Origin of the sequence: Micromonospora echinofusca (assembly GCF_900091445.1) — a bacterium.
In the GTDB taxonomy this organism is placed as follows: Bacteria; Actinomycetota; Actinomycetes; order Mycobacteriales; family Micromonosporaceae; genus Micromonospora; species Micromonospora echinofusca.
In genome coordinates this window covers 4,451,106-4,477,972 of the sequence record NZ_LT607733.1, presented here as the reverse complement: position 1 = coordinate 4,477,972, position 26,867 = coordinate 4,451,106, and the positions used below count along the sequence as shown (strand labels likewise).

The window sequence follows — 26,867 nt, the reverse complement described above, 5'->3', positions numbered from 1 at the left end:
CGAGGGCCGGCGGTGGCGGTGCCCCGGCAACCGTGATCACACATCCGGATCCATCGCGAATCCACATTGGCGAACACGAATTGCCAGTGGCGCCCCAAGCTACTCGTCCTCCGGGCGCTGTCAAGAGGGCGGTGAGAGCCTGCCAATCCGGTCACGACAAGGGCATTGGGAGGTAAACGTTGTAAAGATGATCGATGTTGGAACGTGTTGACTTGGCCGGCTTCGCCGGGCACGCTCTGCGTTCATGCGGCGATGGCAGGGCGACGACATGTGGTTCGGCGCCGACTACAACCCCGAGCAGTGGCCCGAGTCGACCTGGGCCGAGGACGTCGAGCTGATGCGCCGCGCTGGCGTCAACCTGGTGTCGGTGGGCATCTTCTCCTGGGCGCTGCTGGAACCCGCCCCCGGCGCGTACGAGTTCGGCTGGCTCGACCGCGTGCTCGACGTGCTGCACGGCGGCGGGATCTCCGTCGACCTCGCCACCGCCACCGCGAGCCCGCCCCCGTGGCTGGCCCACCGGCACCCGGAGACGCTGCCCCGGCGCGCCGACGGCGCGATCCTCTGGCCCGGCGGACGGCAGGCGTACTGCCCCAGCTCGCCGGTGTTCCGGCAGCGGTCGCTGGCCCTGGTCGAGGCCCTCGCCACCCGGTACGCCGAACACCCCGCCGTCGTCATGTGGCACGTCTCCAACGAGCTGGGCTGCCACAACGTGCACTGCTACTGCGACGTCAGCGCCGAGGCGTTCCGCCGCTGGCTGCGCGAGCGCCACGGTGACCTGGACGGGCTCAACGACGCCTGGGGCACCGCCTTCTGGAGTCAACGCTACGGCGACTGGGCCGAGATCAACCCGCCGCGCACCGCGCCGACCTTCGCCAATCCCACCCAGCAGCTGGATTTCCTGCGCTTCTCCTCCGACGAGCAGCGCGCCCAGCTGCGCGCCGAAGCCGAGGTGCTGCGCCGGCTCGTGCGCCAGCCGGTCACCACGAACTTCATGGTCGGCACCGGCATCAAGCACCTCGACTACCACTCGTGGGCGTCCGACGTGGACCTGGTCGCCAACGACCACTACCTCACCGCCGCCGACCCGCGCGCCCACGTCGACCTCGCCCTCGCGGCCGACCACACCCGGGGCGTCGCCGGCGGCGCGCCGTGGCTGCTCATGGAGCACTCCACCAGCGCCGTCAACTGGCAGCCGCGCAACGTCGCGAAGGCCCCCGGGCAGCTGCGCCGCAACAGCCTGGCGCACGTCGCGCGGGGCGCCGACGGGGTGCTCTTCTTCCAGTGGCGGGCCTCCCGCGCCGGGGCGGAGAAGTTCCACTCCGCCCTGGTCCCGCACGCCGGCCCGGAGACCAAGGTGTTCCGCGAGGTGTGCCGCCTCGGCGCGGACCTGCGGGCCCTCGCCGAGGTGCGCGGCAGCCGGGTCGAGGCCGAGGTGGCGATCCTGTTCGACTACGAGGCGTGGTGGGGCGCCGAGCTGGACTCGCACCCCAGCGTCGACGTCGCGTACGTCGACCGCCTCGGCGCGCTGCACGACGCGCTGTGGCGGGCCGGGATCACCGCCGACGTCGTGCACCCGTCGACCGACCTCGCCCGTTACCGGCTGGTGCTCGTCCCGACCCTCTACCTGGTACGCGACGCGCACGCCGCCGCGCTGCGCGCGTACGTCGAGGGGGGCGGCACCGCCCTGGTGACGTACTTCAGCGGCATCGTCGACGAGCACGACCACATCCGCCTCGGCGGCTACCCGGGGGCGTTCCGCGAGCTGCTGGGCGTACGCGTCGAGGAGTTCTTCCCGCTGCGGGCGGGGGAGCGGGTCACCCTCGACGACGGCTCCGGCGCCGACGTGTGGACGGAGTGGCTGCACCCCGAGGGCGCGCGGGTGCTCGCCGCGTACGCCGACGGGCCCCTGCCGGGGGTGCCGGCGCTGACCCGGCACGCCGTCGGCGCGGGCGCGGCCTGGTACGTCGGCACCCGGCTGGACGCGGCGGCGACCGACCGGCTGGTCGCCCGGCTGGTCGCCGAGGCGGGCGTACGCCCGGCGGCGCAGGTCCCCGCCGAGGTGGAGGTGGTCCGGCGGCGCGCCGGCGAGCGCAGCTGGCTCTTCGTCATCAACCACACCGACGCCGACGCCCGGCTCGACGCGACCGGCGTGGAGCTGCTGACCGGGGCACCCTGCGCGGGCCACCTGGTCGTGCCGGCCGGCGAGGTGGCGGTGGTCCGCGAGGAACCGGCCGCCGGCGCGGCCCGGTGACGGTGCGAAGGAGGACATCCGGATGCTGGCCCGACAACGGCAGACCGCGATCCTCGAACTGATCCGGCAGCACGGCGGCGTGCGGGTCAGCCACCTCGTCAGCCGGTTCGGCGTCTCCGACATGACGATCCGGCGCGACCTGGAGGTGCTGGCCGAGCTGGGGCTGGTCGACAAGGTCCACGGCGGCGCGACCCTGCCCGGCCCCGGCTCCGCCGAGGAGCCCGGCTTCGCCGCGAAGTCGGTCCGCCAGCAGGCCGAGAAGCGGGCCATCGCCGAGCGGGCCGCCGCCCTCGTCGAGCCCGGCATGGCCGTCGCGCTCTCCGCCGGCACCACGACCGCCGCGCTGGCCACCCTGCTCGCCGACGTACGCGGCCTGACCGTGGTGACCAACTCGATCCCCGTCGCCGACGCCCTGCACCAGCACCCCCGCGCCGACCGGACGGTCGTGCTGACCGGCGGCATCCGTACCCCGTCGGACGCCCTCACCGGCCCGGTGGCCGAGGCGGCGATCGGCTCCCTCAACGTCGACGTGCTCTTCCTCGGCGTGCACGGCATGAGCCCGCGTACGGGGTTCACCACGCCGAACCTGCTGGAGGCGGGGACGAACCGGTGCCTGATCGAGGCGTCGCGGCGGCTGGTGGTGCTGGCCGACCACACCAAGTGGGAGACCGTCGGGATGGCCACCATCGCCCCGCTCTCCGCAGCCGACGTGCTCGTCACCGACGCGGGCCTGCCCGCCCAGGCGCGCGCTCAGCTCGCCGACCAGGTGGGCGAACTGGTCGTCGTCGAGTGCGGCTGACCGGTGTCTACCGCCGTACGGGGCGTGACCCTCAGCCCGTGTCCTGGCGCGGGCCGGACGTCTCCACGTCGGACGGCGGCCTTCACAGGCACTTCACAGCGCCCACGGATAGGGTCCCGGGAAGTCAGCGACCGGCTCCAGGGTGGAGCGCGGTGTCTTTGCGCGGGAGTTCAGATGGTCTTCAAGAAGATGTTGAGCGCGTTCGGCGTGGGCGGGCCGAGCGTCGACACCGTCCTGACCAACCCGAACACCCGGCCCGGCCTGACCCTCGAGGGGCAGGTGAACCTGCTCGGCGGCGACGCGCCGGCCAACATCGAGCAGGTCGTCGTCGGCCTGGTCACCCGGGTCGAGATCGAGGGCCACGACACGGAGTACGCCGGGGTCATGGAGTTCCACCGGCTGCCGGTCAGCGGCCCGCTCCAGCTCGCCGCGAAGCAGCAGCTCGCCATTCCGTTCCAGCTCCCGATGCCGTGGGAGACGCCGATCACCGACGTCTACGGTCAGCGGCTGCGCGGCATGACGATGGGCCTGCGTACCGAGCTGGCCATCGCCCGGGCGGTGGACAAGGGCGACCTGGACCAAGTCAACGTGCACCCGCTGCCGGTGCACGAGCGGATCCTGGAGGCGTTCCAGCGGCTCGGCTTCCGGTTCAAGCACGCCGACCTGGAGCGCGGCCACATCCGGGGCACGCAGCAGACGCTGCCGTTCTACCAGGAGATCGAGTTCTTCGCCTCACCCCAGTACGCGAGCACCATCAACGAGGTCGAGCTGACCTTCGTGACCAGCCCGCACGGCGTCGAGGTCATCCTCGAGTGCGACAAGCGCGGCGGGTTCCTCACCCCGGGCCACGACGCGTTCGGTCACTACCGGGTCGCGCACACCGACGCCGACGGGACGGACTGGGTCCAGGTGGTCGACGGCTGGCTGCGGGAGACGACGTCCCGCTACGGCAGCCTGCGTGGCGCGCACGGCTTCGGCGGGCACGGGCACGGCCGGGGCGTCGGCATGGGCGGCGTCGTCGCCGGCGCCGCGGTGGGAGCCGTCGGCGGCATGATCGTGGGTGACATGATCGGCGACGCCTTCGAGGGCGACGGCGAGGACTTCGGCGGCTTCGAGGAGTAGGACCACACACGACGGTGGCCCCCGGGACGACAGTCCCGGGGGCCACTGCGCTGCCGTGGTGCGCGGCTACGCGGTGCCGGTCAGTGCCGGGCCTTGCGCTCCTCGCCGCTGCGCCAGTTGCTGCCGGCCTTGGCCAGACCACGGCTACCCAGGTACCCGATGGTCAGCAGCGTGATCATGAACCAGGCGTTGTCGGCCCGGAAGATGTCCACCCCGGCCGAGTTCCGGCCGACCAGCTGCGAGGCGGCCAGCACGCCGATCACGGCCGCGATGTAGACCCAGAACTCGGTCGTCCGCAGCGACGGCTTGGTCTCCGTGCCGGGCGCCTGCATGGCCTCCCGGTGCCCGTCGTGCATCATCGGCATCGGACGGGTGGGCGTCTCCTGCATGGCCCTGTCCTGCATCGCCCGGTTGGGCATGTCCTGCGTCGGCCGGTTCATCGGCCTGGTGGAAGCAGCCTGCGTGCTCATCTTGTCCTCCTCAGGATGCGATGAGTCGTACCTGCGTTCCCTCGCCCCGCTACCGCGTGTCGGCCACGGCACGGTTCGCGTTCATGGCGGGGGCACCCGCCGTCTACCCGACCCGACGGGGGCAGTAACACCCACGCCCAGCCGGGAATCCTCTGCCCGCCCCCCACCACCGTCCCCGTACCCGTGCTCGACCGGGGCCTGGGCAGGGGTTTGGTGGTGGGGGTGGTGGGCACGCGTCTCGGGACTACGACTCGTGCGAGGTGATGGACATGCGTGAGGACGACATGCGGCAGGACGCCGCCCGGCGTGCCGAGGAGCGGATCGCCGGTGGCGTGTACGGCGAGGGCGCTCTCGACGAGGTGACCGTGCCTCCTACCGACGTGCAGCGGGTGATCCAGGACGAGGACCCGGACGATCCGGCCCACGTTCCGGTCGATCCGGAGGTGCTGCGCGACGGCGGCCCCACCAGGGGACAGGGCGCCGTCACCACGACCGGCGGCACCGCCGGCCCGGCCAGCGTGCGCCGGTTGGCGCGCCAGCCGGAGCGGCACCGCGGCAAGGTGGCGCCGACCACCACGGGCGACGCCACCACCGGCGGCATGAGCACCCCGGCGGGCGGCTCCACCAGCGACCAGTCCGGCCCCGCCAGCCAGGTCGGCGACTTCACCCCGGAGTGACCCGCCGACCCATCTACCGCAGCGCCTACCGGGAGGGTGGGAGCCGGCCGGGTCAGGCGGGCCTGTGGTTCAGGTGGGGCGGACGATGCCGAGGCGTTGGGTGGCGCGGGTGAGGGCGACGTAGAGGTCGCTGCGACCCCGGGGCGACTCCGCCACGATGCGGTCGGGGTCGACCAGGAGGACCGAGTCGAACTCGAGCCCCTTGGCCTGGCCGACGGTGAGCACCACCACGCGGCTCTCCAGCTCCGGGTCCTCGCCGACGGCCGCCTCGGGCAGGGCGGCGGTGAGCGCGCCGCCCAGCTCGTCGACCCGTCCGGCCGGCACGATGACCCCGAGCCGGCCGTCGTCCAGGCCGGCCGCCTCCCGGGTGGCGGCGGCCACCAGCTCCGCCGCCAGGCGCTCCGCCGGCACCGCGTGGTCCCACGGCGGCACCCCGCTGGAGCGTACGGAGCGGGGCGGGCGCAGCGTCGGGTCGATCTCGGCGAGCACCTCGGCGGCGACCGCCATGATCTCGGCCGGGGTGCGGTAGCTGACGGTCAGCTCCTCCAGCCGCCAGCGTTGCGCCACGTACGGCTCCAGCGCGTCGGCCCAGGACGGGGTGCCGGCCAGCGCGCCGGTCTGCGCCACGTCGCCGACGATGGTCATCGAGCGGCTCGGACAGCGGCGCATCAGCAGTCGCCAGGCCATGGGCGACAGCTCCTGCGCCTCGTCGACGATCACGTGCCCGAACGCCCAGCGCCGGTCGGCGGCGGCCCGCTGGGCGGTGGTCAGCCGGTCGGCCTCCTCCTGCCGTTCGAGCAGCCGGTCGGCGTCGAGCAGGTCGGTGACGCCGAGGATCTCACCGCCGTCGGCCTCGTCCTCGACGTCGATGGAGCGGGAGCCCCGGGCGATCTCCAGCACGCCTTCGGCGTACTCCCGTTGCAAGGTCCGGATCCGTTCCCGGCGGGCGGCGGCGGCCCGCTCGTCCTCGCCGAGCAACTCGGCCGCCTCGTCGAGCAGCGGCACGTCGGCCGGCGTCCAGCCGCCCGGCTCGCGGTGCAGCATGGCCCGCTCGGCGTCGCTGAGCATGGGTGCGGCGGCGGCGATCCGGTCGGTGCTGGCGTACAGGTCGGCGAGCAGGCGCTGTGGGGTGAGTACCGGCCAGAGCTGGTCCAGCGCGGCCCGCACCTCGGGCTCCTCGCGCAGCTCGCGGCGGATCTCGGCCACGTCGGCCTCGTCGAGCAGGTTCTCCCCGCCCAGCGGGTCCGCGCCGATGCGCTCGGCGACCTGGGCGGCGAGGGCGTGGACGATCTCGACGTCGAACAGCGCCCGAGCCAGGTTGTGGGGCCGCTCGGAGCGGCGCGCCTGGTCGCGGGCGGCGAGGACGGTCTCCGGGTCGAGCCGCAGCACCTCCTGCTGCGGCAGCTCGATCTCCAGCGGCTCGTCGGGCACCCACTGCCGGTCGCGGACGGCGGCGGCCAGCACCTCGACCATCACGGCCCGGCCCTTGAGCGCGGCGGTCGTGGCGGGCTCGGCCCGGCGGGCGCTGACGCCCGGGAAGAGGTCGCTCTGCGTACGCAGCAGCACGCCGGTCTCGGCCAGCGCCGGGAGCACCTGCGAGATGTAGCGCAGGAACGTGGCGTTCGGGCCGACGAGGAGCACGCCGCGGGTGGAGAGCTGCTCGCGGTGGGTGTAGAGCAGGTACGCCGCGCGGTGCAGCGCGACGGCGGTCTTGCCGGTGCCGGGGCCACCCTGCACGACCAGTACGCCCGGCAGGTCGGCGCGGATGATGCGGTCCTGCTCGGCCTGGATGGTCTCGACGATGTCGCGCATCCGGCCGGTGCGCCCGGCGTTGAGCGCGGCGAGCAGCGACGCCTCGCCGGTCAGCTCCTCGTGGGCGGTGGGGGAGGCGGTGGCGAGGTCCAGCACCTCGTCGTTGAGCGCGGTCACCTTGCGCTCGCGGGTGCGCAGGTGCCGGCGGCGGCGTACGCCCTGGGGGTTGGCCGCGGTGGCGAGGTAGAAGGCGCGGGCGGCCGGGGCGCGCCAGTCCATCAGCAGCGGTTCGTAGTCGCCGTCAGTGTCGAAGATCCCGATGCGGCCGATGTAGTGGGGGCCGCCGTCGTCGGTGTCGAGCCGGCCGAAGCACAGACCGCTCTCCACGGCGGAGAACTGCTCGACCTGGTCGGCGTACATCCGCACCGTGCTGTCGCGCTGGGAGAGTGCCTGGCGGGTGCCGCCGGTCGCCCGCAGCTCGTCGCTCAGCCGGCGGGAGGCCTGCTCACGCAGCTCGTCCAGCCGGCGGTAGAGCATCGAGACGTATTCCTGTTCGCGGCCGATTTCGTCATCGGGCTGCAATTCGGCGGAATCGGCGGAATGCCTTGACAAGCCGTCTCCCATTCGAGTAGCATCTCTCTCGGAACGGCTATGTCAGCCGTTCTTTTTTGTTGCCTGAACTGAGAAAGATACCGTGCGCCGGTCGCCTCGACCAAGCGCGCCGGGCCACACCGCGACTCGTCCCGCGCAGACAGCGGGGGCCCGCCGCGTGGCGGGCCCCCGGACTGCCGATTCTCAGCCCTTCGCCACCTCGTAGAGCCGCTCCGGCGTCACCGCGCCGGCGATGAGCCGGCCGTCGTCCGTGAGCAGCACGCTGAACAGCTTCCCGGTCAGCAGCCGGCCGCTGCCCCAGTCGCCGCTGACCTTCGGCAGCGCGCCGAGCAGCGCCGCCGGGTCGCCGGCCGGTCCGTTCCCGGCGCGGCCGGGGGCGGTGGGTCGGTCCGCGGGCGCGCCGGCGCCGTCGAGCCGCGCGACCACCACCGTGGCCCAGCTCTCGCCCACCGTACGCACGTCCGGCCGCTCGCCGTCCCCGCGCCGCTTCCCGGGCGCGTCGGCGGGCCGCCTGCCGGTGGTCTCCTCGGTCACCTTCACGCCGGGCGGCGGGTTGAAGGTGAACTGGTCGGCGTCGGGCCGGGCGTACGACACCTGGGTGAAGGCCATCTCGAAGGCCGGCTTGTCGCTGCCGTCGGCGAAGACCTCGAAGCGCAGCGGCACGTGCTGCCGCGCGTCGATGGCGATGCGCACCTGGTGTACCAACGAGGCGGCGTCGCGCGGGGCGAGCACCAGTTCGTACGCGTCGCGGCCGGCGACCGTGGCGGAGCGGCCGACGCTCACCTCGGTGCTCGGGCCGATCGCCGCGAGGGCCCGGTCGGCCGCCTCACCGGGGGTGACCGGCAGCTCCGGCGTCGGGGCCCCGGCGGTGCCCGCGGGCAGGGTGCGGTGCGTGGCGGTGTTGGACCGGCTGTTCCAGGCCCACACGTCCCGGCCGTTGCGCACGATGTCGTGCTCGCCGAGCGTGTCCACCAGGGCGACGCGCTGCCGGTCGGGCCCGGAGTGCCAGACCCGCAGGGTGTGCGTGCCGGTCAGCAGGCCGGTCAGGCCGCCGCCGCCCACCAGGCCGGCCAGCGGCGGCAGGCCCAGGTCGGCACGCTGCACGACCGTGCCGGAGAGCCCCTCCAGCTGGGAGGTCTGAAGGTCGACCAGGAGTTGGGCGGCGGTACGCGGTGGCAGGCTCGGCTCGGCCTGGGCGGCGAACGTGCCGAGCGCGGCGCCGCCGCCGATGACGGTCGCGACGGCGGTCACCGGGACCAGCCAGCGCAGGACGGGACGGCTCTTCAGGACGGACATGTGACACCTCCTGCCGGACATCCTGCCTCCTCGACGCTGTGAGGGCGCTGAGGACGGCCGTACGACCCCGGGCGCCCGGGTGGCACCCTTGGAGGCGTGCGGTTGCTGGTGGTGGAGGACGAGTCGCGGCTGGCGTCCGCCCTGCAACGGGGATTGCAGGCCGAGGGGTTCGCGGTGGACGTGGCGGCGACCGGCCCGGAGGGGCTCGACGCGGCACGCCACGGCGGGTACGACGCGATGGTCCTCGACGTGATGCTGCCCGGCCTCTCCGGCTACGAGCTGGTGCGCCGGCTGCGCGCCGAGGAGCACTGGCTGCCGGTGCTCATGCTCTCGGCCAAGGACGGCGAGTACGACCAGGCCGACGGGCTGGACTGCGGGGCCGACGACTACCTCACCAAGCCCTTCTCGTACGTCGTGCTGCTGGCCCGGCTGCGCGCCCTGTTGCGCCGGGGCGCCCCCGAACGCCCGACGGTGCTCGCGGTCGGCGACCTCCGGCTGGACCCGGCGCGGCGGCGGGTGACCCGCGCCGACGCCGAGGTCGCGCTGACCAGCCGCGAGTTCGCGCTGCTCGACTACCTCATGCGCCGTCCCGGCGAGGTGGTCTCCAAGACCGAGCTGCTGGACCACGTCTGGGACGCCAGCGTCGAGACGGCGCCCAACGCGGTCGAGGTCTACGTCGGCTACCTGCGCCGCAAGATCGGCCGGGAGCGCCTGGAGACGGTCCGGGGCGCCGGCTACCGGCTCGCCCCGTGACGCGGGGGACGCGCGGGCGGCTGCGCGCCGGTCCCGGCCTGCGCGGGCGGCTGATGGCGGTCGGCGTACTCGGTGTGTCGGGGGGACTGGCCGTCGGCGGGCTCGTCCTGCTCGCCGTGCTGGGCTGGGCCCTGCAACGTGCCGTCGACACCGAGGCGTTCCGGACCGCCGACGCGGTCGCGCTGCTCGCCGACGAGGAGGTCCTGCCCGATCCGCTGCCGGTGGCCGGCGGGCAGGTCCGGGTGCAGGTGATCGACGCCGCGGGCCGGGTGCGGGCCGCCTCCATCGACGCCGACCGGCTGGTGCCGATGGTGTCGCCGGGGAGCCTCGACGCCGGCGTGCGGCAGCGGCTGACGGTGTCGGGGGAGCGGGTCGGCCTGACCGGGCCGGTGCGGGTGGTGGCCGTACCGGCGGGCACCGCCGCCGACCCGCGCACCGTCCTGGTGGCCCGGTCGCTGGCGGACGTACGGCACAGCGCGCACGTCGTACGGACCATCCTGCTGGTGAGCTTCCCGCTGCTGGTGGCAGTGCTCGCCGCCGTCGCCTGGCGGGTGGTCGGCGCGACCCTGCGCCCGGTGGAGGCGCTGCGCCGGGGCGCCGAGGAGATCACCGGGCGGAACGGGGGCGGGCGGCTGCCCGTACCGGCGTCGCGGGACGAGATCCACCGGCTCGCGGTGACGCTCAACGGGATGCTGGGCCGGCTGGAGTCCGCCCGGGACCGGCAACGGGCGTTCGTCGCGGACGCCGCGCACGAGCTGCGCAGCCCGCTGGCGAACATCCGTACCGAGCTGGAGGTCGCCCGGCGGCTGGCCGACCGGACGGACTGGACGGCGGTGTCGGCGAACCTGCTCGCCGACACGGAGCGCCTCGGGCGGCTCGTCGACGACCTGCTGCTGTTGGCCCGACTCGACGAGCGGCTGCCAGCGCGGGCCACGGGGCCCGTCGAGCTGGGGGCCCTGCTGGCGGCGGTGGCCGCCCGGTATCCGTCGCCGTCGGTTCGCCTCGACGCCCCGGCGGCGCCGCTGTGGACCGAGGGCGATCCCGACGAGCTGCGCCGCATCCTGACCAACCTGGTCGACAACGCCGTCCGGCACGCCCACGGCGAGGTGGTGCTGGCCGCCGGCCCGGGTGCCGGCGAGGCGAGCGGCGACGGCGGGACGTCCGGCGGGGGCCAGGCCGCAGGCGGGCCGGTCGGCCGGGAAGCGGCAGGCGGCGGGACGGCCGGCCGGAGAGCGGGCGGCAGCGGCGTCGGGGCGTACCACCTGGTGACGGTGACCGACGACGGGCCGGGGATCCCGGCCGCGGACCGGGAGCGGGTCTTCGGCCGGTTCACCCGGCTCGACGACGCCCGCGCCCGCGACGACGGCGGCGCCGGCCTCGGCCTGGCCATCGTGCGCGAGCTGGTCCGCCGGGCCGGCGGCGGCATCGAGCTGACCGACGCCCACCCCGGTCGGACCGACGGGCCGGGGCTGCGGGTACGGCTGCTGCTGCCGGCCCTGCCCGACCCGGAGCGACCCTGACGGAGGACGCCACGCCGGGCGGGGCCCCGATCGGGCCATCCGGCACGCCCGCGATCGGCGTCGCCGCGCCCGGGGCCCGCGACGCGCCGTCAGCCACGTCGGGCCGGCAGCCGGGACGTGGCCGTCAGCCCCGACGGGCCGTCAGCCCCGACGGGTGCAGACCTGCTGCGCGCGGGCGATCGTGTCCGTCGACCAGACGACCGCGACCGTGAAGCAGTAGTCGGTGCTGCGGTTCAGGCCGTAGACGACGAAGGTGGTGGTGCCGGCGGGCAGGTTGGCGAAGGCCGTCTGCGCCTGGCCGGCCCGGCCGCCCGAGATGACCACGGGACCCTCCCCGCCGGCCGGGTACGTCCAGCGCAGCGCCACGTTGTCCCGGTTGTCCCGCAGCGTGACGGCCCCCGGCGGGCTGCCGGGGGAGGCCGCGGCCCCGCTCGTCGGGCCGGCGGCGGGCGGGGCGCCCGTGCCGGTCGATCCGCCGGCCGGCGTGGAGGCCGGCGCGCCGGTCGCGGCCGGGGGCGCCGGATCGGGGGCGCCGTCCATCGCGGCCACCCCGGTGATCACCGCGACCGTGCCCAGCAGCACCACCGCGACGCCACCGACGGCGAGCGGCAGCAGCCGGTTGCCGCGCCGCGCCGGCGCGCGGTGCACCGGCACCGGCAGCAGCCGCGACGGCTGGTAGGGCTCCTCGGGCGCGTCGGGCCGGTGCACCCGGTGCACCCCGTCGGCCTCCTCGGTGGCGGCGCCACCGGCCAGGGGTACGACCGTCGGCGGCACGGCGCTGTCGGCCGGCCCGTCGTCGGCGTCGGGGGGCCACCAGCCGGGCGGCGGATCCTCCGTCGGCTGCCGGGGCGTCGGCACCGGGTGCGGCGGCGCGGCGTACGGGTCGGTGTGTGCCGCTGCGGCGTACGGGTCCGGCTCCGCCGGGCGGTAACCCGGCTGCGAGGGGTGCTGCGCCGTCGTCGGCCCGTCGCCCGGGGGCGGGGTGCGCGCGGACGGCACGATCGGGCCGTCCCGGCCGACGGGTGCGGTGTCGGCGCAGACGTGGTCCGGGTTGGCCGCCGCCCGGGCCAGCCCCGCCACCTGCGCCGCCAGCGGATCGTCCGCCGGCAGGTGCTGGCGGCACAGCTCCCTGGCCAGCGCGAGGTTGTCGTGGGCCTCGGCGAACTGCCCGCAGTCGCGCTGCATCGCCCCGAGCCGCGCCAGCATCTTGATGCCGCTGGGGTGCCCGTCGCCGTAGACCTCGCGGTGCAGCTCCCAGGCGTCCTGCAAGCGGTCGCGGGCCACCTGGCACTGGCCGCGCGCGTACTCCACGGTGGCCAGGTCGGCGTGGGCGGCGAGCACCCGCAGCGACTCCGGCCCGTCGAGCGCGGTCAGCTCGATGATCACTTCCTGGTAGAGCCGGGCGGCGCGCGACCAGCTGCCGACCCGGTGCAGCACCGCCGCGAGGGTGGCCGCGGCGGCCACCGTGCGCTGGTCGGCGCGCCCGTGCAACCGGGTCGTGGCCGCGTACGCGAACGCCGCCCAGCCCCGGGCGGAGTGCGGCTCGCCGAGGGCGACCAGTACGCGGGCCTGGAGGCTGGCGGCCTCGGCCAGCTCGGGCGTGGCGTTGGCCGGACTCGGGTCGGCGTCGGTCAGCGCGTCGGCGAGCAGCCGCTGGGCGCCGGCGAGGTCGCCGGAGGACACCAGGTGGTGCGCCTGGTCAGTCAGATCACCGAAGCCGGAAGGCACGCCCCATCGTGCTCATCCGACGACGGTAAGTACAAGACCCGAGTGGGAGTGTATTGGTCAAGAACCGGTCAGGTGCGCGGCGAGCGCCTCGCTGATCCGGCGCAACTGGTCCACCTGGGTGGGGGGCAGCGCGTCGAACAGGTGCCGGCGTACCCCCTCGACGTGGCCGGGCGCGGCGGCGGCGAGGGTGGCGAATCCCTCGTCGGTGAGGACCGCGATCTGCCCGCGCCGGTCGGTGGGGCACTCCTCGCGGCGGACCCAGCCCTCGGCCTCCAGCCGGGCCACGGCGTGCGAGAGCCGGCTGCGCGAGGAGCCACTGACCTGGGCCAGTTCGCTCATCCGCAGCCGCCGCTGGGGTGCCTCGGAGAGCCGGACCAGGATCTCGTAGTAGGCGTGCGGCATCCCGGCGTCGCGTTGCAGCTCCCGGTCGAGCGCCTCCATGAGCGCCCGGGAGGCGGTCAGGTACGCGCGCCAGGTGCGCTGCTCGTCGGGATCCAGCCAGCGGGTCATGACGCCCATCATACCGCATGTAGTTGAACGTTCAACGAAACCGCGCTAGCGTCGGTGGCATGGGAATCCACCGCCTCAACCACGCCGTGCTCTACGTCAGTGACCTCGCCCGCAGCGTCGAGTTCTACCGCGACATGCTGGGCTTCCGGCCGATCCCGATGACGCCGGACGGTTTCCGGGGCGCCGCCTTCCTCCAGGCGCCCGGCTCCACCAACGACCACGACCTCGGCCTGTTCGAGGTCGGCGCGGGCGCCGGGCGCTCCACCGCCGGCCGCGGCACCGTGGGCCTCTACCACCTGGCCTGGGAGGTCGACACCCTCGACGAGCTGGACGCCACCGCGCAGCGGCTCGCCGCCGCCGGCGCGCTCGTCGGCGCGTCCGACCACGGCACCACCAAGAGCCTCTACGGCCAGGACCCGGACGGGCTGGAGTTCGAGATCGTCTGGCTGGTGCCGGCCGACCGGCTCGACGAGACCGCCCTGGCCGCGCGCAAGCGGATCGGCCGGCTCGACCTGGACGCCGAGCGGCGGCGCTACGGCGGCCAGACCCGGGGCGGCGTGGGCATCTCCGTCCCGGCCTGACCGCACCCGGGCCGACGGCACCGGTGTCTTGCGAACCGACCGCAGGGCCGACGACGCCCGCCCGAGGGCCGCGACGCCCCCTGCGGTCGGGGGAGCCGTGCCCGGCCCGGGGCGGCGTGCGGTAGAACGACACCATGCCGACCGACGCCGTCCTGCGCGAGCTGCTCGTCCGACACCTGGAGACCTGGTTGCCGGGGGCGCTGCACCGCGCCCGCCGGGCCACCCTCGCCCTGGCGTACGCCGGTGGCGACGCCGGCTGCGCGGAGGCCGCGCTGCGGGTGGTCGCCGGACACGCCGACCGGCTGCGGGGCCGGCAGCTCACCGTGCTGGTGCTCGCCGACGGCACCGAGGAACTGCCGGCCCGGCTCGGCGCCGTGGAGGCGCAACTGCCGGCGGGCGTCGCCGTGCACCTCGTGCCCGGCGGTCCGGCCCGGCTATCGGTCGCGGTGAAGGCGGCCGGCGCGGCCGGCGCGCCCCTGCTGTCCGTCGTGGACGACGACACCGCCGATCCCGCCGTGCTGACCGCCGCGGCGGCCGGCAAGCCGGCGGACGTGCTGCTCGCCACCGCCGTCGGCACCCCGGCGCGGGCGGCCCTCGCCGACGCCGGGTTCCCGCTGACGAGCGAGGTGGAACTGGTGACCGCCGACGGTGAGGCGGCGCGGCTGTTCGCCTTCGCGACCGGGTCGGACAAGAGCTTGGAGGCGTTCAAGGAGGCGCTCTGGGCGGGCGACGGTGCCTCCGGCATGCGCTACCGCGACCCGGCGGGCAGGCTGCTCGACGTCGTCGAGGTCCCGGACGCAGGCCCGCTGCGCGAGGAGTTGCTCGCCGAGCTGCGACGCTCGGGCCCGCGTACGGTCACCGAGCTGCGCCGGCACGCCCTCACCGCGACCGCCTACCGGTCCTCCGACGCCGCCCGCGCGCTGACCGGGCTGCTCGACGCGGGGGAGGCGACCCGCGAGCCGGAGCACGGCCGGCTCGGCGGCGACGTGGTCGTCGCCGCCCACGGCGCCGCGACGGCCCCCTGACCCGACGCCGAGCGGGGTGCCGGTGGATCACCGGCACCCCGCTCGACCTCGGGACCTCACGCCCGGGACTTGTCCTGCTTCCAGGACAGCGGGCCCGGCAGGTCGACGCGGTGCGCCTTGGCCCGCGAGTTCCAGGACCAGCGACCGATCTTGATGCTCCAGGACGAGAATCCGTTCTCGGTGAAGTTCAGGATGATCGGGCCGTACTTCTTGCGCTTACGGAACATCAGACCCATCGCTCAAGCTCCCTTCGAATCCCTTCCCTGCCCTGTCGAAACCGAACGTTCCCGGATGACCGGATCGGGAAACCCGCTCCGTCCGGGGTGGAACGAACCCAGGGGCCGCCGGTAACCCCTACGCCGCCGGGCGCTGCGCGGCCCGGCCGCCGGGGTAGGGGTCGACGCCGACGTCGGCCGACGCCGATGCCGCCCTCGATAGGGGCATTGACCGGGGATGCGGCCGGCGGCAGCATGGGGCGATGACGCAGCGGGACGATCCTCTCCACGCGGCTCGCCCGCCCGTCGCCGCAGGGCTGCCCCACGTCCGCCCGGCGGTGGCGGCGTGACCACCGTGGAGTGGTCCCGGCCCGACGCGGCCGACCTGCTGCCGGTGGACCGGGACCTGTTCCGGGCGCTGCTGCGCCGGCAGGCCGCGACCGTCACCGTGGTCACCACCGCCGCCCCGGACGCCGCCGGGCCGACCCGCGCCGACGGTTCCGGCGAGCCCGCGCGGGCCGGCTTCACCGCCACGTCCTTCACGTCGGTGTCGCTGGACCCGCCGCTCGTCTCGTTCTGCCTCGGCACCGCCTCGTCGAGCTGGCCGGTGTTCGCCAAAGCCGAGCACGTCGCCGTGCACCTGCTCGGCGCCCAGCAGGGGGAGGCCGCCCGGGTCTTCGCCACCGGCGGGATCGACCGGTTCGCCGCCTATCCGCACTGGACGCCGGGGCCGTTCGACGTGCCGCTGCTGTCCGGCGTGCTGGCCCGGCTGCTCTGCCGCGTCGCGCACCGGGTGCCGGCCGGCGACCACACGCTCTTCGTGGCCGAGCCGCTCGCGCTCGGCGGCGGCGAGGACGGGGACCCGCTGGTCTACCACCGGGGCGGCTACACCACCACCGGCCCGCCGACGCGGGCGTGACCCGGCCGGTGCCCCGCCGGCACGTCGGCCGGCGGCACCGTCGTGCGGTCCACGGGATGGCGGCACGCCGGCCGGTGGCGGGGACGGGCGGATCGTCAGGCGATGGCGCGGTCGGCGACGAGCACGCGGGTGACGCTGCCGTCGTCCTCGGCGATGTCGCGCTCGTGGACGAAGCCGATCCTGTCCAGCAGCGCCAGTGAGGCGTAGTTGGCCTCGGCGACGGTCGCGTACACGCGGGGCAGGCCGAGGGTGTCGAAGCCGTGACGGACCAGGGCCCGGGCCAGCTCCGTGCCGAGTCCCACGCCCCAGGCCGGCTTCGCCAACGCGTAGATGATCTCATGCCCGTCGACCTGGTCCGTCCGCTTGACCTCGGCGTGCCCGACGTAGCGGCCGTCGCGGCGTACCGCCCAGACCTCGAAGAGGTCCTCGGCGTAGACCTTCGTGAACACCCGTCCGAAGAGGGCGCCGGCCTCCTCGGCGCTCAGCGGCCCGTCGCCCATGAACCGGCCGACCTCCGGGTCGGCGAGCAGGGCGACGAAGTCCTCGGCGTCGTCGGGCCGGTAGGGCTCCAGCAGCAGGCGCGCGGTGCGCAGGACGGGGGTGGGCATCAGCGTGGCTCCCAGGCGTCGGGCAACGCCGTCAACCTACGGACGTGGGCGGGCAGGCGGCCACTGACTATCTCCGCGAGGCTCACCTCGTCGACCACGCGCCGCACCGCGGCCCGCACCGCCACCCACAGCCCCGGCAGGTTCTCCGCCGCGCCCTCGTAGCTGGTCTCCTCCGGGCGCAGCCCGCGGACCCCGGCCAGCGGACCCTCCACGGCGCGCAGCACCGCGCCGACGGTCACCTCGCGCGGCGGCCGGGCCAGCGTGTAGCCGCCCTCCGCGCCGCGCTGCGCCCGCACGACGCCGGCCCGCCGCAGGTCGGCCAGGACGGCCTCCAGGAACTTGCGGGGCATGTCCTGCTCCGCCGCGATGGCCTGGGTGGAGAGCAGCCGGGGGTACGCGGTGGCGAGGCTCAGCGCCGCCCGTACCGCGTAGTCGCCGCGCGCGGAGATCTGCACCCCGCCATCATGCCCCGCACGGGCGGCCGGTCGCGTCGGCGGGCGGGCGGGGCCGCACGAGCGGCCCGGGTAGCGGCTGCTCGCGGGCCGCGCGGAAGGCGCCCGGGCTCACCCCGACCTCGCGGGTGAAGAACCGGCCGAAGTTCGTCGGCTCGGAGAAGCCCAGCCGCCGGCCGATCCGGGCGATCGGCTCGTCGGTGGCCGCCAGCAGCCGGCTCGCCTGGAGGGCCACCCGCTCGTCGACCACCTGCTTGGCGCTGCGCCCGGTCACCGCCAGGCAGGCCCGGGTGAGCGTACGCACCGAGCAGCCCAGCCGGTCGGCGTAGTCCTCGACCCGGCGGGTGTGCTGGTAGCCGCGTTCGACCTCCCGGCAGAGCCGGTGGAACGTGGCCGCCTCCGCCCGCGTGGCCCGGGAGGCGCGTTCGGGCAGCAGCGACAGCCGCAGCAGCAGCACGGCGAGCTGGTGGCGGAGCAGGCCACGCGCCGTCGCCACCCCCCGGTGCCGCTGGCAGTCGACCGCGAGCTGGCTGACCTCGTTGATGACCGCGTCCTCGTCCTCGCCGGCGAGCTGGAACCAGGGCCCGACGGCGTCCGGGTCGACGTCGAGCCCGCGCAGCGCCGCCGGGTCCCAGCGCACCACCGTCGCGTCGAGCTGCGGGCCGGCGCAGCGCAGCACCTGCCCGGTGCGCACCCGCAGCAGCGTGCCGGGGCGGCAGGGCAGGGCGCGGAAATCCAGCTCGGCCGTGCCGTGTCCGCCCGTGGTCAGCACGAGCAGGTCCCTGTCCAGCAGCACCGGGCGCCGCCAACGCGGCTCGGAGGCGAGGTCACCGAGGGCCACCGTGTCGATCTCGGCGGAGGCGGTCGCCGGGTTGCCGGGCGGAGCGGGGGAGAGCTGACCGGAAGAGACCATCGCCTGCGACGGTAGCCCGGGGCGACGATCAACGCATCCCGGGACGGTCGCCCAGGCCGGGCGGCGGTTCGGGCACGCTGCGGCTCCCGGTCGTCGCCGGACGGCGCGCCGGGGGCCGGCGGGGTTGTCGAGGTCACCGGGGCCGGGCTACGTTACCGAGCGGTAGCGCCGTCCGGTCGAGGCACGGCCGGAGCCGGTCCGCGCCGGTCGGGCCGCCCCGCCCCGGCGGCCCCGGCCGACTCGCGATGGGATGGGCATGACGGATCTGTTCTCGGTCGAAGGCAAGACGGTCCTGGTCACCGGCGGCTCGCGGGGGATCGGCCTGATGATCGCCCAGGGCTTCGTCCGGGCCGGCGCACACGTGATCATCTCCTCCCGCAAGGCGGACGTCTGCGAGGCCGTGGCCAAGGAACTCTCCGCCGAGGGGCGCTGCGAGGCCATCCCCGCCGACCTCGGCCACGACGCCGGCGCCGAGGGCCTGGCCGCCGCCGTACGGGAGCGGTTCGACCGGCTCGACGTGCTGGTCAACAACGCGGGGGCCACCTGGGGCGCGCCGCTGGAGTCGTACCCGGAGAGCGCGTTCGACAAGCTCTGGGCCGTCAACGTCAAGGCGGTCTTCCGACTGACGACCGCGCTGCTGCCCGCGCTGCGCGCCTCGGCCAGCGCCGACGACCCGGCCCGGGTGATCAACATCGGCTCCATCGACGGCATCCGGGTGCCGATGATGGAGGTGTACGCGTACTCGGCGACCAAGGCCGCCGTGCACATGCTCACCCGCAGTCTGGCGCACCAGCTCGCCGGCGAGCGGATCACCGTCAACGCGATCGCGCCGGGGCCGTTCGAGAGCAAGATGATGGCGTTCGCGCTGGACGACCCCGCGTCCCGGGCCGCCATCGAGGAGCAGGTGCCGCTGGGCCGGATCGGCCGGCCGGAGGACATGGCCGGCACCGCGATCTACCTGTCGTCACGCGCCGGCGCGTACCTCACCGGTGCGGTGATCCCGGTCGACGGCGGCATCACCACCCACGGCTGAGCACGGCGGGAGGCGGGAGACGGTGCGCGTACCCCCTGGTAGGCCGGAGCCGCGCGGACTCGGCAGATCCGCGCGGCTCCGGACGGCCGCAGTGGCCGGTGGTTCAGCGACCGGCGAGCAGCCGGCTCACCGCGGTGTCGACGTCCAGGTGCTCGGCCTCGCGGCCGCGCGGAACGACGACGTAGGTCCGGCGCAGGAAGCGCACCAGGACGCTGCGCGGCACCTCGAACAGTGCGTTGCCGTCGGGCGACGACAGCGCCAGCGCGACGAAGTCCCCGCGCGGGGTGGCCCAGGGCCAGACCCGCACGTCCCCGATGCCGGCCGGCTCGTCGAGCCCCGTGACCAGCAGCTCCCGGGCGAACGACCAGCTGACCGCCTCGCCGCCGGCGGATTCGGCGTGGAACAGGACATGGACCGCATACGGATCAGCAGGGTCGTAACGCAGACTGGCACGCACCGGCAAGGCGGTGGCATCAGGTGCGACGAGCCTTAGCGACGTCTCGACCTCTACGGTCGTCGGTCGGATGACACTCATGGACGATCTCCCCCCGGCACCGCTGCGGAACGCGCGTGTCCCGCTTTTCCCATACTCAGGTGCTACTCCTGGCTACGCTCCGCCATACGCTGACTTCACCCAGTGGTGGGAAGGGGGTCGGAAAGGCCGCGTGAATGTGAAGATTCATGTAGGATTTCCGGTTCTGCCCAGTGCGTGATCCCGCCCGGCATCGGGTGGTTCAGTCGTCGACTTACTCCGGTAACGTCCAGTCGGCCGTTGCAGTGACGGGCGCGAGCCACACTGGGGGAGGAAATGGTTACGAAACGATCCTCAGTGGATCCGATGGCAGAGCCGGGCCCGCCGAAAGTCGCGGCCCGACCAGCCGAAAAGCGGGGGTACGGGGTGCCGATGGAGCAGCACGAGCGGCCCGGCCGGCCGGGAGCCGACCGGGGTGACGCCGGCCGGACGATGCTGGCCGAACGGCGGCAGCGACCGCGCTGGCGGCAGCGGCTGAGCACCACCCTCGAACTGATCCGGGCCAACCCCACCGGACGGGTCGCGCTCAAGATCTTCATCGCCATCGCCGGCGCCCTCGTCGTCACCCTCGGCATCGCCCTCATCCCGCTGCCCGGCCCCGGCTGGCTGCTCGTGATCGCCGGCCTCGGCGTCTGGGCCGTCGAGTTCCACTGGGCCCGCCGACTGCTCGGCTTCACCCGCCGGCACGTACACAACTGGACGCAGTGGGTGAAGGACCGGTCGCTGGGCGTACGCTTCCTGCTCGGCTCCGTCGGCCTGGTCTTCGTCGGCTCGGTGGTCTGGCTGTCGCTCAAGTACAGCTTCGGCATCGACGTGGTCGCCGAGGCGCTGCACTACCTGGCGACGCACTGATCCGGGCTGACCTGGCACGTCGCCGGTGCGACCGCCCGTCGCGCGGCACGCGGACCCCGGATTTCCGGTCCGGTCCCTCGATCAGGTAGAGTCAGCGGCGCTGAGGGCGATTAGCTCAGCGGGAGAGCGCTTCGTTCACACCGAAGAGGTCACTGGTTCGATCCCAGTATCGCCCACGCAGGTCAAAGGCCATTCCCGATCATCGGGGATGGCCTTTCTGCTGCCCGTACAGCAGCGAAGTACAGCAGTTCCGTCAGCGGCCGAGTGAGTCACCGAGGCGTTTGAGTGCGTCTCTGGTCGCTTTGGTCGATACCTGGGTGTAGATCTCCATCGTCACGGAGAAACGGGCGTGCCGAAGCACCTGCATGGCGACTCTCGGGTGGACGTCGAGATCGGCCAGGAGCGTGGCGCAGGTTCTTCTGGCGTCGTGGACGGTGATCGGCGTGACCTTCGCCTTCTCACACCTTGTCTGCCAGGAGCGCTGGAAGTTGCGTGGCTCGATGGGTGTGCCGTAGCGGGTAGTGAATACGAGGTCGTTCTCGTGCCAGGCGTTGCCGGCGGCTGCTCGTGCCTCGTCGCGTTGTTGCTGTCTGAGCTTGAAAGCGGTCAGGCAGATGTCGGGGAGGGGGAGGGTGGCGTCGGACGCCTGGGTCTTGGTGTCGCGGTGAAGGAGCTGCCCGCGCACGCGTTGGAGCTGGCGGCCGATGGTCAGCTCGCCGGCGTCGAGGTCGACGTCCTCCCACGTCAGTCCCAGCGCCTCGCCCTTGCGCAGGCCGGTGACGAGGACCAGGGCGTAGGCGGCGTAGAGCGGGTCCTCGTCTTCTTTGGCGGACTCCAGGAACTTCCGTGCCTCGTCGCTCGACCACGACTTGCCACGGCGGCGACGGACGGTGGCGAGGGTGACCGGCACGGCCGGGTTCTTGGCGATGAGGTCCTCGGCCTGGGCGTGGGTGAGGGCGGCCCGCAGTGCGGCCCGGATGTCGCTGACCGTGTGGGTCGACGGGACGGTCTGGCAGCAGCGGCCGACCGCGCAGCAACGCCGCTTGTGCTTCGGCCGGGCGGCGTCCTTACCTTGGGCGCAGCACTGGCAGGTGCGGGCCACCTGGTTGATCCAGGTCTGCACGTCGCGTGACTGGAGCCGGTCGAGCCGCTTGGACCCGAGGCCGGGGGCGATGTAGCGGCGGACGAACGTCTCGTAGGTGGCGTAGGTCAACGGTGCGCGGTTCGGCTCGATGATCTCCGACAGCCAGTAGGTGAGGAAGCTGCCGACCGTCGGGACGCTCGTTGCTACCGGTCCGGCCTTGGCCTGCTGGTGCAGCTTGATCCACTTGTCGTGGACGGCCTCGCGGGTCTTGCCGTAGACGTACTTGCGGGTGCGCCGGCCGTCCGGCTTGGTTACCCAGACGTAGGCGGCGAAGCCGTTGCGGTAGGGGAAGATGGAGCCTTCGCCGTTGGCTCGTGCACGGGCGGGCATCAGGCGGCCTCCTGGCGTTCGACCTGCTCGCGGATGTAGTCGTCGACCCATTCGGGGAGGATGCGGCGGTACTTGCCGTCCTTGATGGAGCGCAACTCGCCGGTGGCGATCTTCATCTTGACCTTGGAGATGCCGAAGCCGAGCAGGACGGCGACCTCGGCGGGGGAGTACCAGCGGGGGCGGAGGTCGTGGTTCATGCGGCGGCCCCGATGAGCCAGCCTTCGTGGGCGAGTTCTTCCCGGCCGATGCGTCTGCTCTCGCGTCGCTGCTGGGCGGCGGTGTTGGCGAGCAGGGCGTCGCCTTCGGTGAGCCAGCCGGACCCGATGTAGGTGAGGATGCCGACGGTGATGGTGTCGGCGGGTTGGTCGTCCTCCGTGCGGCGGTAGGTGGCGCGGGTGTCGCGGAGCTGGCCGAAGGTGACGGAGTAGCGGCGGGCTTTGGTGAGGAAGTGGCCGCCGAAGCCGAGCATGTGCGCCCAGCGGCGCAAGCCGCCGTAGGTGTTGGGTTTGGCGTCAAGGCTGTCTTGACGGTCGCTGGCAGCTGCGGCCCCGCTGCTGGTGTCGGTGTGGATGAGGCGGCCGAGGTGCCAGCAGGCGTCGATGAGGCGGGCGAGGTGGTCGCCTTCGGGATCGGCGTAGTCATCGATGGTGGCGGGAGTGAGTCGGGTGGAGCAGTGGCCGGTGGCTTCGGTGGCTTTGGTGGCGTACTTGGCCAGGTAGGCGGCGACCTTGCCGTCGGTCAGCTCGCCACTGGCGGTGTTGAGACGGCGGACGTCGATCTGCTCACCCCAGGCGACCAGCCAACCTCGCGGCCGGTCGGGGTGGGCGGGCGTGATGACGGTGATCTGTCGGGCGGCGACGTGGATCGCGTCTTCCAGGTCGTCAAGGGTGATGCCGGCCGGTGGCGGCACGAGAGCGTCCGGGTCGTCCGGGTCGACGCCGTCGAGGCGCAGCAGGACGTGGAAGTGCACGGCTGCCCGGCGCTGCATCTCGGCGACCTTGCCGTGGGACATGCGCACGGGCGGCACCCATCGGACCTTGCCCGAGGCAGTGACGACCCGGACGAGCGGGATGCCACGCTTGCGGCAGAGGGCGGCGAGGTGTCGCTCGATGGCCTGTTTGGTACGCCGCCACAGCTCGCCTGAGAAGTAGTTCCAGACGACCTGGTGGGCGTGGTCGTAACAGTCGAGGCACAACGGCTGGCCGAGCCGCGGATCGTCGGCGTCGTGGCGAACGAAGCACGCTGCGGGCTGCCCATGGGGGCAGGTGCCAGCGGTGCTGCGGGCGCGGCAGGGGGCGGGGCGGCAGTCGCAGCGCTGCCGGGCGGCGCAGGTGTGGCGGGAGACGTGGCGGTGGTGGACCGGACCGAAGGACGGGGCGGTGAAGGTGGAGAAGACGACCGGGTGCTGGCCGACCGATGCGGGGACGCCCTTGCCGCCGGTCAGACCGCGACAGACGACCTGGTAGGCGTCGCCCTGGTAGACCCAGGCGCAGTCTGGGCACCGCGATTCGCGGCGGTTGCCGCACGCCTTGTAGAGCGCCCGGTCGGGCAGCTCGTCGGTGTGTAGCCAGTTGGTGATGCGGCCGGTGTTCCGGTCGACGGCGGCAATGGTGCCGGTGAGGCGGATTGGGCGGGAGCAGCCGCCGGCGGGGCGGGTGTGCTCCAGCCAGCCGGAGAACTCCGGCGTAGCGGCGCGGTGCAGGACCTGGGCGTCACGGCCGACGGCGAGACCGGGCCGGTAGATGGTGAGCGGGGCGGTGGACACGACTGTCTCCTCTTCGAGGTGGCAGGGACGGGAGACGAAGCACCACCAGCCGTGGACCTGGTCCGCTGGTGGTGTTCGTCGTGTCTCCTGGCACCGCCGAGAGGCGGCTGACGCCGGAGGGCGGATGGCCGGTGATGCCACTTCCCGCCGATGGGTCATGTCCTTTCACGCTCGTGAACCTGCCGAATGGGCCGGCACGGGTGGGAGCCTGGGATGTCGGCATCCGGCGGGTTGCCGCAGGCTGTCCCCACCGTGAAGCAGTGCGAATCCGGGCCATCGTGGACGGCAGGGAAGACCGTGTTGGGGCCGCTCAGCGGATTCGGGAACCGGCATGGTGGCCGGTGCGATCGAGAGCCGGCGGGACGTGGCCCGCGTCAGCGGCAGGAAGGCCGCTCAGCATCTCCGACGTCGAGTCCAGCGATCCGGCAGGAAGGCCGCGCTGGTGTGCTCGACGAGCGCCAGAGTAGCACCGGGTACCGACACGTCAACCCGCCGTAGTCCGGTGCGAAGTGCGGGCCCCAATAGCGGTGGCGATGGCGGCGGTGCTGGCCCAAGGATGGTGCCGTGGATACCGAGAAGCTGCCAAGAATTGTGCTGGTTGACGACCTGCGCTCGTTCGTTGATGGCCGGGTGGCACAAGTTGCGCGTACCAGCAGGGCCGGCATTGAGGCGCTGGAGCGACACTGCGGACAGCGATTGGACGAGCTGTGGCTGGATCACGACCTCGGCGAGGACGACACGATCTGGCCCGTCGTCGAGGTGCTGGAGCGGGCCGCGTTTGTGGAGCGCCCGTTCGATATCGGCGTCGTTTACGTCCACTCAGCGAACCCCGCCGGCGCTAGAAAGATCATGCAGGCGTTGCGCCGCTGGGGCTACAACGTGCGCTCTGCGGCTGGGTCACCGTACGTCGGCTACCTGGCTGAGGCCGAGTAGCGGCCTGGGGAAGCCGGCTGCCGCTGTGATCCGACAGCTGATGTGCGACGCAGCTCTGCCAGGTGATGTGCGACGGGTGGTCTAGGAAACTGAGGTAGCGATCCGCGGTCGCTGGCCTTTGATGCTACGGACTGGCTGCGTGGTCGTGCGTCGGATGACCTTGGTGTCGCCGTCGGTGAGTTCGATGGCCAGGGTCGTTTCGGACACGGTCACGGTGACTGTCTGGTGGCGGTGCAGCCGGCCGAGGGCTACTTTCTGGCCGGCGACCATGATGATCCCGCTGTTGGAAGCCCTCCGTTGCACCCGAACGGGTTCGACGGAGGGTCGTGGTGGTGGTCCTGCCGGTCGGGCGCCACGCAGGCGCTTCATCTGTTCCGGGCGGAGCGGGTTGGCGCGGGTGCGCAGCAGTTCGCGGGTGTCCAGGTCGTAGAACATAAGGGTGGTCGGCTCGATGCGGATGCCGACGCGGCGGCCGGCGAGGATCTCTGCGGCCAGGACGATGTGTTGGCCCAGTGAGACCCCGCCGCCTCGGTTGACGCAGCGTTCGACCTCGATGGCGTCGCCGTCCTCGATCGGCGGCAGCGGTGCGGGGCCGGCCGGGACGGCGCCCTGGCGAACGAGGGTGGCCAGGTCGTTGACGCTCAGGTGAGACCGGACGGTCTTGATCCGGATGCCGGCGATGAGGACGTGGATCAGGTCGCAGTCGGCCCAGATCCGGGCCACCATGCCGGCCCGGTGGGTGCCCATCCAGAACTGGCGTTGGCAGACCATCAGATTGCCCGATGCCGGGACAACCCGGTCGAACTCCACGGGTCCACCCGGCTCCACCGCCGTCTCCTGGGCCTGGACCGGTGGTGCGTCGGCTGCCACCGGCTGGACCTCGGTGGAGGGGACGGGGTCCAGGGTGGGCGGCAGCCACAGGTCGACCAGCGTCCGCTGCTGGGCTCCGACCGGCTGGAACCGGTCAGCAGGGGTGACCGGTGTTCTCGGGTCGAGGGCCTGGTGGGGCCGGTCGGTGTTGTAGTGCAACACATACGCGTCCACCGCGGCCTGGGCTTCCCGGAGGCTGGTGAACGCCTCGGCGGTGTCGAGGAAGTCCGGGCGGACGGTGCCGTGGAACCGTTCCACCTTGCCGTTCTGGTTCGGTGAAGCCGGCGCGGTGAGCCGGTGCGTGATGCCGTTATGGCGGCAAATCTTGTCGAACAGCACCTCACCGGTGCGGGGACGATACTTGCCGAACCGGTCGGTGAACTGCTTGCCGTTGTCGGTGATGATCTCCTCCGGGACCCCGAACCGGGTCAGGGCCTCCGCCAGCGCCAGACACACCGCCCGGCCGGTGGCCCGTTCGACGACCTTCGCGATCACGCAGTACCGGGAGTGGTCGTCAACGGCGGTGACCAGCTTCGCCTCCCGCACTACACCAGTGGCCGGGTTGACCAACTGCACTCCGCCGACGATGTCCATCTGCCACAACTGCATCGGCGCAGGCCGTTCCCACCGCTTATACGAGTCCTTCGGCCGTTTCCGGGGCCGGACCCGCAGCAGCCCCTGCCGCTGCAAAATCCTGTCGATCGTCCGCTCCGACGGCACCGCCAGGTCCTCGACCACCCACGGGCCGGGCTTGCGCAGCATCTCCAACCGGATCCGCCGCGACCCCCACCGGGGATGCTCCCGACGCATCTCCGCCACCGCGACCTCAACCGCCTCCGCCACCTGACCAGGGCACGAGTGAGGCCGGTGCGACCGGTCAGCCAACCCCGCCAACTGCTCAGTCAGATACCGGCCCACCCACCGATGCACCGTCGACCGATGCACCCCACAGTTGGCGGCCACCTCCACCACATCCGACCCGGCCAGCACCGCACGGACCGCGTCCAACCGCTGCTCGACAACCGACAAGACAACCAGCGCCAATCCCGGCCTCCCCGAGTCCCGACGCCCCGCGGAGACGTCGGGCTCAGAGTGCCGAAACCGACCACTGTCGCAGATCACCTGGCGGACGCGTGTCGCACATCAGCCGACGGAGGACAAGCCGGCTGCCGGCCGTGTGTGAGGACTTTCCTTACGTCTATCAA

Annotated in this window: 26 protein-coding genes and 1 tRNA gene; 13 read left to right on the top strand and 14 right to left on the bottom strand. The window is 73.3% G+C overall.

Annotation, left to right across the window (positions count from 1 at the left end; genetic code table 11):
* Nucleotides 1-244 precede the first annotated feature (244 nt).
* The 3 genes from GA0070610_RS18945 to GA0070610_RS18935 all read left to right on the top strand — a co-directional run bounded on the left by GA0070610_RS18945 (nt 245) and on the right by GA0070610_RS18935 (nt 4,172).
* Complete coding sequence (locus GA0070610_RS18945) at nt 245-2,251, top strand: beta-galactosidase (protein WP_089001277.1); 2,007 nt, start codon at nt 245-247, stop codon at nt 2,249-2,251.
* Nucleotides 2,252-2,273: 22 nt separating this feature from the next.
* Complete coding sequence (locus GA0070610_RS18940) at nt 2,274-3,050, top strand: DeoR/GlpR family DNA-binding transcription regulator (protein ID WP_089001276.1); 777 nt, start codon at nt 2,274-2,276, stop codon at nt 3,048-3,050.
* A 174-nt stretch (nt 3,051-3,224) separates the two neighbouring features.
* Nucleotides 3,225-4,172, top strand: coding sequence for a sporulation protein (locus tag GA0070610_RS18935; RefSeq protein WP_089001275.1), 948 nt, complete (start codon nt 3,225-3,227; stop codon nt 4,170-4,172).
* A gap of 80 nt (nt 4,173-4,252) precedes the next feature.
* On the opposite strand, the gene GA0070610_RS18930 is transcribed toward GA0070610_RS18935, so the two are convergent.
* Nucleotides 4,253-4,642, bottom strand: coding sequence for a hypothetical protein (locus tag GA0070610_RS18930; RefSeq protein ID WP_089001274.1), 390 nt, complete (start codon nt 4,640-4,642; stop codon nt 4,253-4,255).
* A gap of 269 nt (nt 4,643-4,911) precedes the next feature.
* Between GA0070610_RS18930 and GA0070610_RS18920 the strand changes: the two genes are divergently transcribed.
* The gene (locus GA0070610_RS18920; RefSeq protein WP_089003604.1) at nt 4,912-5,319 is read left to right on the top strand and encodes a hypothetical protein; all 408 of its coding nucleotides are present in this window, start codon (nt 4,912-4,914) and stop codon (nt 5,317-5,319) included.
* A 69-nt stretch (nt 5,320-5,388) separates the two neighbouring features.
* Here the strand turns inward: GA0070610_RS18920 and GA0070610_RS18915 are convergent, their stop codons facing one another.
* Nucleotides 5,389-7,695: a HelD family protein gene (locus tag GA0070610_RS18915; protein ID WP_089001273.1), complete on the bottom strand. Its 2,307-nt coding sequence runs from the start codon at nt 7,693-7,695 to the stop codon at nt 5,389-5,391.
* 171 nt (nt 7,696-7,866) lie between these two features.
* Nucleotides 7,867-8,979: a LolA family protein gene (locus tag GA0070610_RS18910; RefSeq protein WP_089001272.1), complete on the bottom strand. Its 1,113-nt coding sequence runs from the start codon at nt 8,977-8,979 to the stop codon at nt 7,867-7,869.
* Between the two features lie 96 nt (nt 8,980-9,075).
* Between GA0070610_RS18910 and GA0070610_RS18905 the strand changes: the two genes are divergently transcribed.
* Nucleotides 9,076-9,732: a response regulator transcription factor gene (locus GA0070610_RS18905; RefSeq protein ID WP_089001271.1), complete on the top strand. Its 657-nt coding sequence runs from the start codon at nt 9,076-9,078 to the stop codon at nt 9,730-9,732.
* A gap of 53 nt (nt 9,733-9,785) precedes the next feature.
* Nucleotides 9,786-11,252, top strand: a complete 1,467-nt coding sequence (locus GA0070610_RS18900) for a sensor histidine kinase (protein ID WP_089003603.1) — start codon at nt 9,786-9,788, stop codon at nt 11,250-11,252.
* A 141-nt stretch (nt 11,253-11,393) separates the two neighbouring features.
* Here GA0070610_RS18900 and GA0070610_RS18895 read toward each other — a convergent pair whose 3' ends face one another.
* Nucleotides 11,394-12,980 carry a tetratricopeptide repeat protein gene (locus GA0070610_RS18895; protein WP_089001270.1) on the bottom strand — a complete coding sequence of 529 codons (1,587 nt, stop codon included), beginning with the start codon at nt 12,978-12,980 and terminating at the stop codon, nt 11,394-11,396.
* Between the two features lie 57 nt (nt 12,981-13,037).
* Entirely contained in the window at nt 13,038-13,499 is a 462-nt protein-coding gene (locus tag GA0070610_RS18890; RefSeq protein WP_089003602.1) for a MarR family winged helix-turn-helix transcriptional regulator, read from the bottom strand.
* A gap of 50 nt (nt 13,500-13,549) precedes the next feature.
* On the opposite strand from GA0070610_RS18890, the gene GA0070610_RS18885 reads away from it, so the two are divergent.
* Nucleotides 13,550-14,071, top strand: coding sequence for a VOC family protein (locus GA0070610_RS18885; protein WP_089001269.1), 522 nt, complete (start codon nt 13,550-13,552; stop codon nt 14,069-14,071).
* Nucleotides 14,072-14,205: 134 nt separating this feature from the next.
* Nucleotides 14,206-15,096, top strand: a complete 891-nt coding sequence (locus tag GA0070610_RS18880; protein ID WP_089001268.1) for a hypothetical protein — start codon at nt 14,206-14,208, stop codon at nt 15,094-15,096.
* 56 nt (nt 15,097-15,152) lie between these two features.
* Here the strand turns inward: GA0070610_RS18880 and GA0070610_RS18875 are convergent, their stop codons facing one another.
* Entirely contained in the window at nt 15,153-15,332 is a 180-nt protein-coding gene (locus GA0070610_RS18875; protein WP_007075522.1) for a DUF4236 domain-containing protein, read from the bottom strand.
* A gap of 325 nt (nt 15,333-15,657) precedes the next feature.
* Here GA0070610_RS18875 and GA0070610_RS18870 point away from each other — a divergent pair, with 325 nt between their 5' ends.
* Nucleotides 15,658-16,230: a flavin reductase family protein gene (locus GA0070610_RS18870; protein ID WP_089001267.1), complete on the top strand. Its 573-nt coding sequence runs from the start codon at nt 15,658-15,660 to the stop codon at nt 16,228-16,230.
* Between the two features lie 95 nt (nt 16,231-16,325).
* Here GA0070610_RS18870 and GA0070610_RS18865 read toward each other — a convergent pair whose 3' ends face one another.
* From GA0070610_RS18865 to GA0070610_RS18855, 3 genes are read right to left on the bottom strand one after another with little or no spacing between them, the layout of a single operon-like run.
* Complete coding sequence (locus tag GA0070610_RS18865; protein WP_089001266.1) at nt 16,326-16,838, bottom strand: GNAT family N-acetyltransferase; 513 nt, start codon at nt 16,836-16,838, stop codon at nt 16,326-16,328.
* Nucleotides 16,838-17,293, bottom strand: coding sequence for an RrF2 family transcriptional regulator (locus tag GA0070610_RS18860; protein WP_089001265.1), 456 nt, complete (start codon nt 17,291-17,293; stop codon nt 16,838-16,840). Before GA0070610_RS18860 ends, GA0070610_RS18865 begins: the two co-directional genes overlap by 1 nt.
* A gap of 7 nt (nt 17,294-17,300) precedes the next feature.
* Nucleotides 17,301-18,203, bottom strand: a complete 903-nt coding sequence (locus GA0070610_RS18855; RefSeq protein ID WP_089001264.1) for a helix-turn-helix domain-containing protein — start codon at nt 18,201-18,203, stop codon at nt 17,301-17,303.
* A gap of 256 nt (nt 18,204-18,459) precedes the next feature.
* Between GA0070610_RS18855 and GA0070610_RS18850 the strand changes: the two genes are divergently transcribed.
* A complete protein-coding gene (locus GA0070610_RS18850) occupies nt 18,460-19,236 on the top strand; it encodes a glucose 1-dehydrogenase (protein ID WP_089003601.1) in 777 nt (258 codons plus the stop codon).
* A 103-nt stretch (nt 19,237-19,339) separates the two neighbouring features.
* Here the strand turns inward: GA0070610_RS18850 and GA0070610_RS18845 are convergent, their stop codons facing one another.
* The gene (locus GA0070610_RS18845; RefSeq protein ID WP_067311359.1) at nt 19,340-19,771 is read right to left on the bottom strand and encodes an SsgA family sporulation/cell division regulator; all 432 of its coding nucleotides are present in this window, start codon (nt 19,769-19,771) and stop codon (nt 19,340-19,342) included.
* Between the two features lie 303 nt (nt 19,772-20,074).
* Between GA0070610_RS18845 and GA0070610_RS18840 the strand changes: the two genes are divergently transcribed.
* The gene (locus tag GA0070610_RS18840) at nt 20,075-20,620 is read left to right on the top strand and encodes a TIGR02611 family protein (RefSeq protein WP_089003600.1); all 546 of its coding nucleotides are present in this window, start codon (nt 20,075-20,077) and stop codon (nt 20,618-20,620) included.
* Between the two features lie 104 nt (nt 20,621-20,724).
* Nucleotides 20,725-20,796: transfer RNA gene (locus tag GA0070610_RS18835), tRNA-Val, on the top strand.
* Between the two features lie 77 nt (nt 20,797-20,873).
* Here the strand turns inward: GA0070610_RS18835 and GA0070610_RS18830 are convergent.
* Genes GA0070610_RS18830 through GA0070610_RS18820 form a run of 3 tightly spaced genes read right to left on the bottom strand, consistent with a single transcriptional unit; the run spans nt 20,874 to nt 23,859 of the window.
* A complete protein-coding gene (locus GA0070610_RS18830) occupies nt 20,874-22,094 on the bottom strand; it encodes a tyrosine-type recombinase/integrase (RefSeq protein ID WP_089001263.1) in 1,221 nt (406 codons plus the stop codon).
* Nucleotides 22,094-22,291, bottom strand: coding sequence for an excisionase family DNA-binding protein (locus GA0070610_RS18825; RefSeq protein ID WP_089001262.1), 198 nt, complete (start codon nt 22,289-22,291; stop codon nt 22,094-22,096). The genes GA0070610_RS18830 and GA0070610_RS18825 overlap by 1 nt, the downstream gene beginning before the upstream one ends.
* Nucleotides 22,288-23,859: a replication initiator gene (locus GA0070610_RS18820; protein ID WP_089001261.1), complete on the bottom strand. Its 1,572-nt coding sequence runs from the start codon at nt 23,857-23,859 to the stop codon at nt 22,288-22,290. The genes GA0070610_RS18825 and GA0070610_RS18820 overlap by 4 nt, the downstream gene beginning before the upstream one ends.
* A 564-nt stretch (nt 23,860-24,423) precedes the next feature.
* Between GA0070610_RS18820 and GA0070610_RS18815 the strand changes: the two genes are divergently transcribed.
* A complete protein-coding gene (locus GA0070610_RS18815; protein WP_231925736.1) occupies nt 24,424-24,792 on the top strand; it encodes a cyclic-phosphate processing receiver domain-containing protein in 369 nt (122 codons plus the stop codon).
* Between the two features lie 81 nt (nt 24,793-24,873).
* On the opposite strand, the gene GA0070610_RS18810 is transcribed toward GA0070610_RS18815, so the two are convergent.
* Nucleotides 24,874-26,670, bottom strand: coding sequence for an IS481 family transposase (locus tag GA0070610_RS18810; protein WP_269458884.1), 1,797 nt, complete (start codon nt 26,668-26,670; stop codon nt 24,874-24,876).
* Nucleotides 26,671-26,867 lie beyond the last annotated feature (197 nt).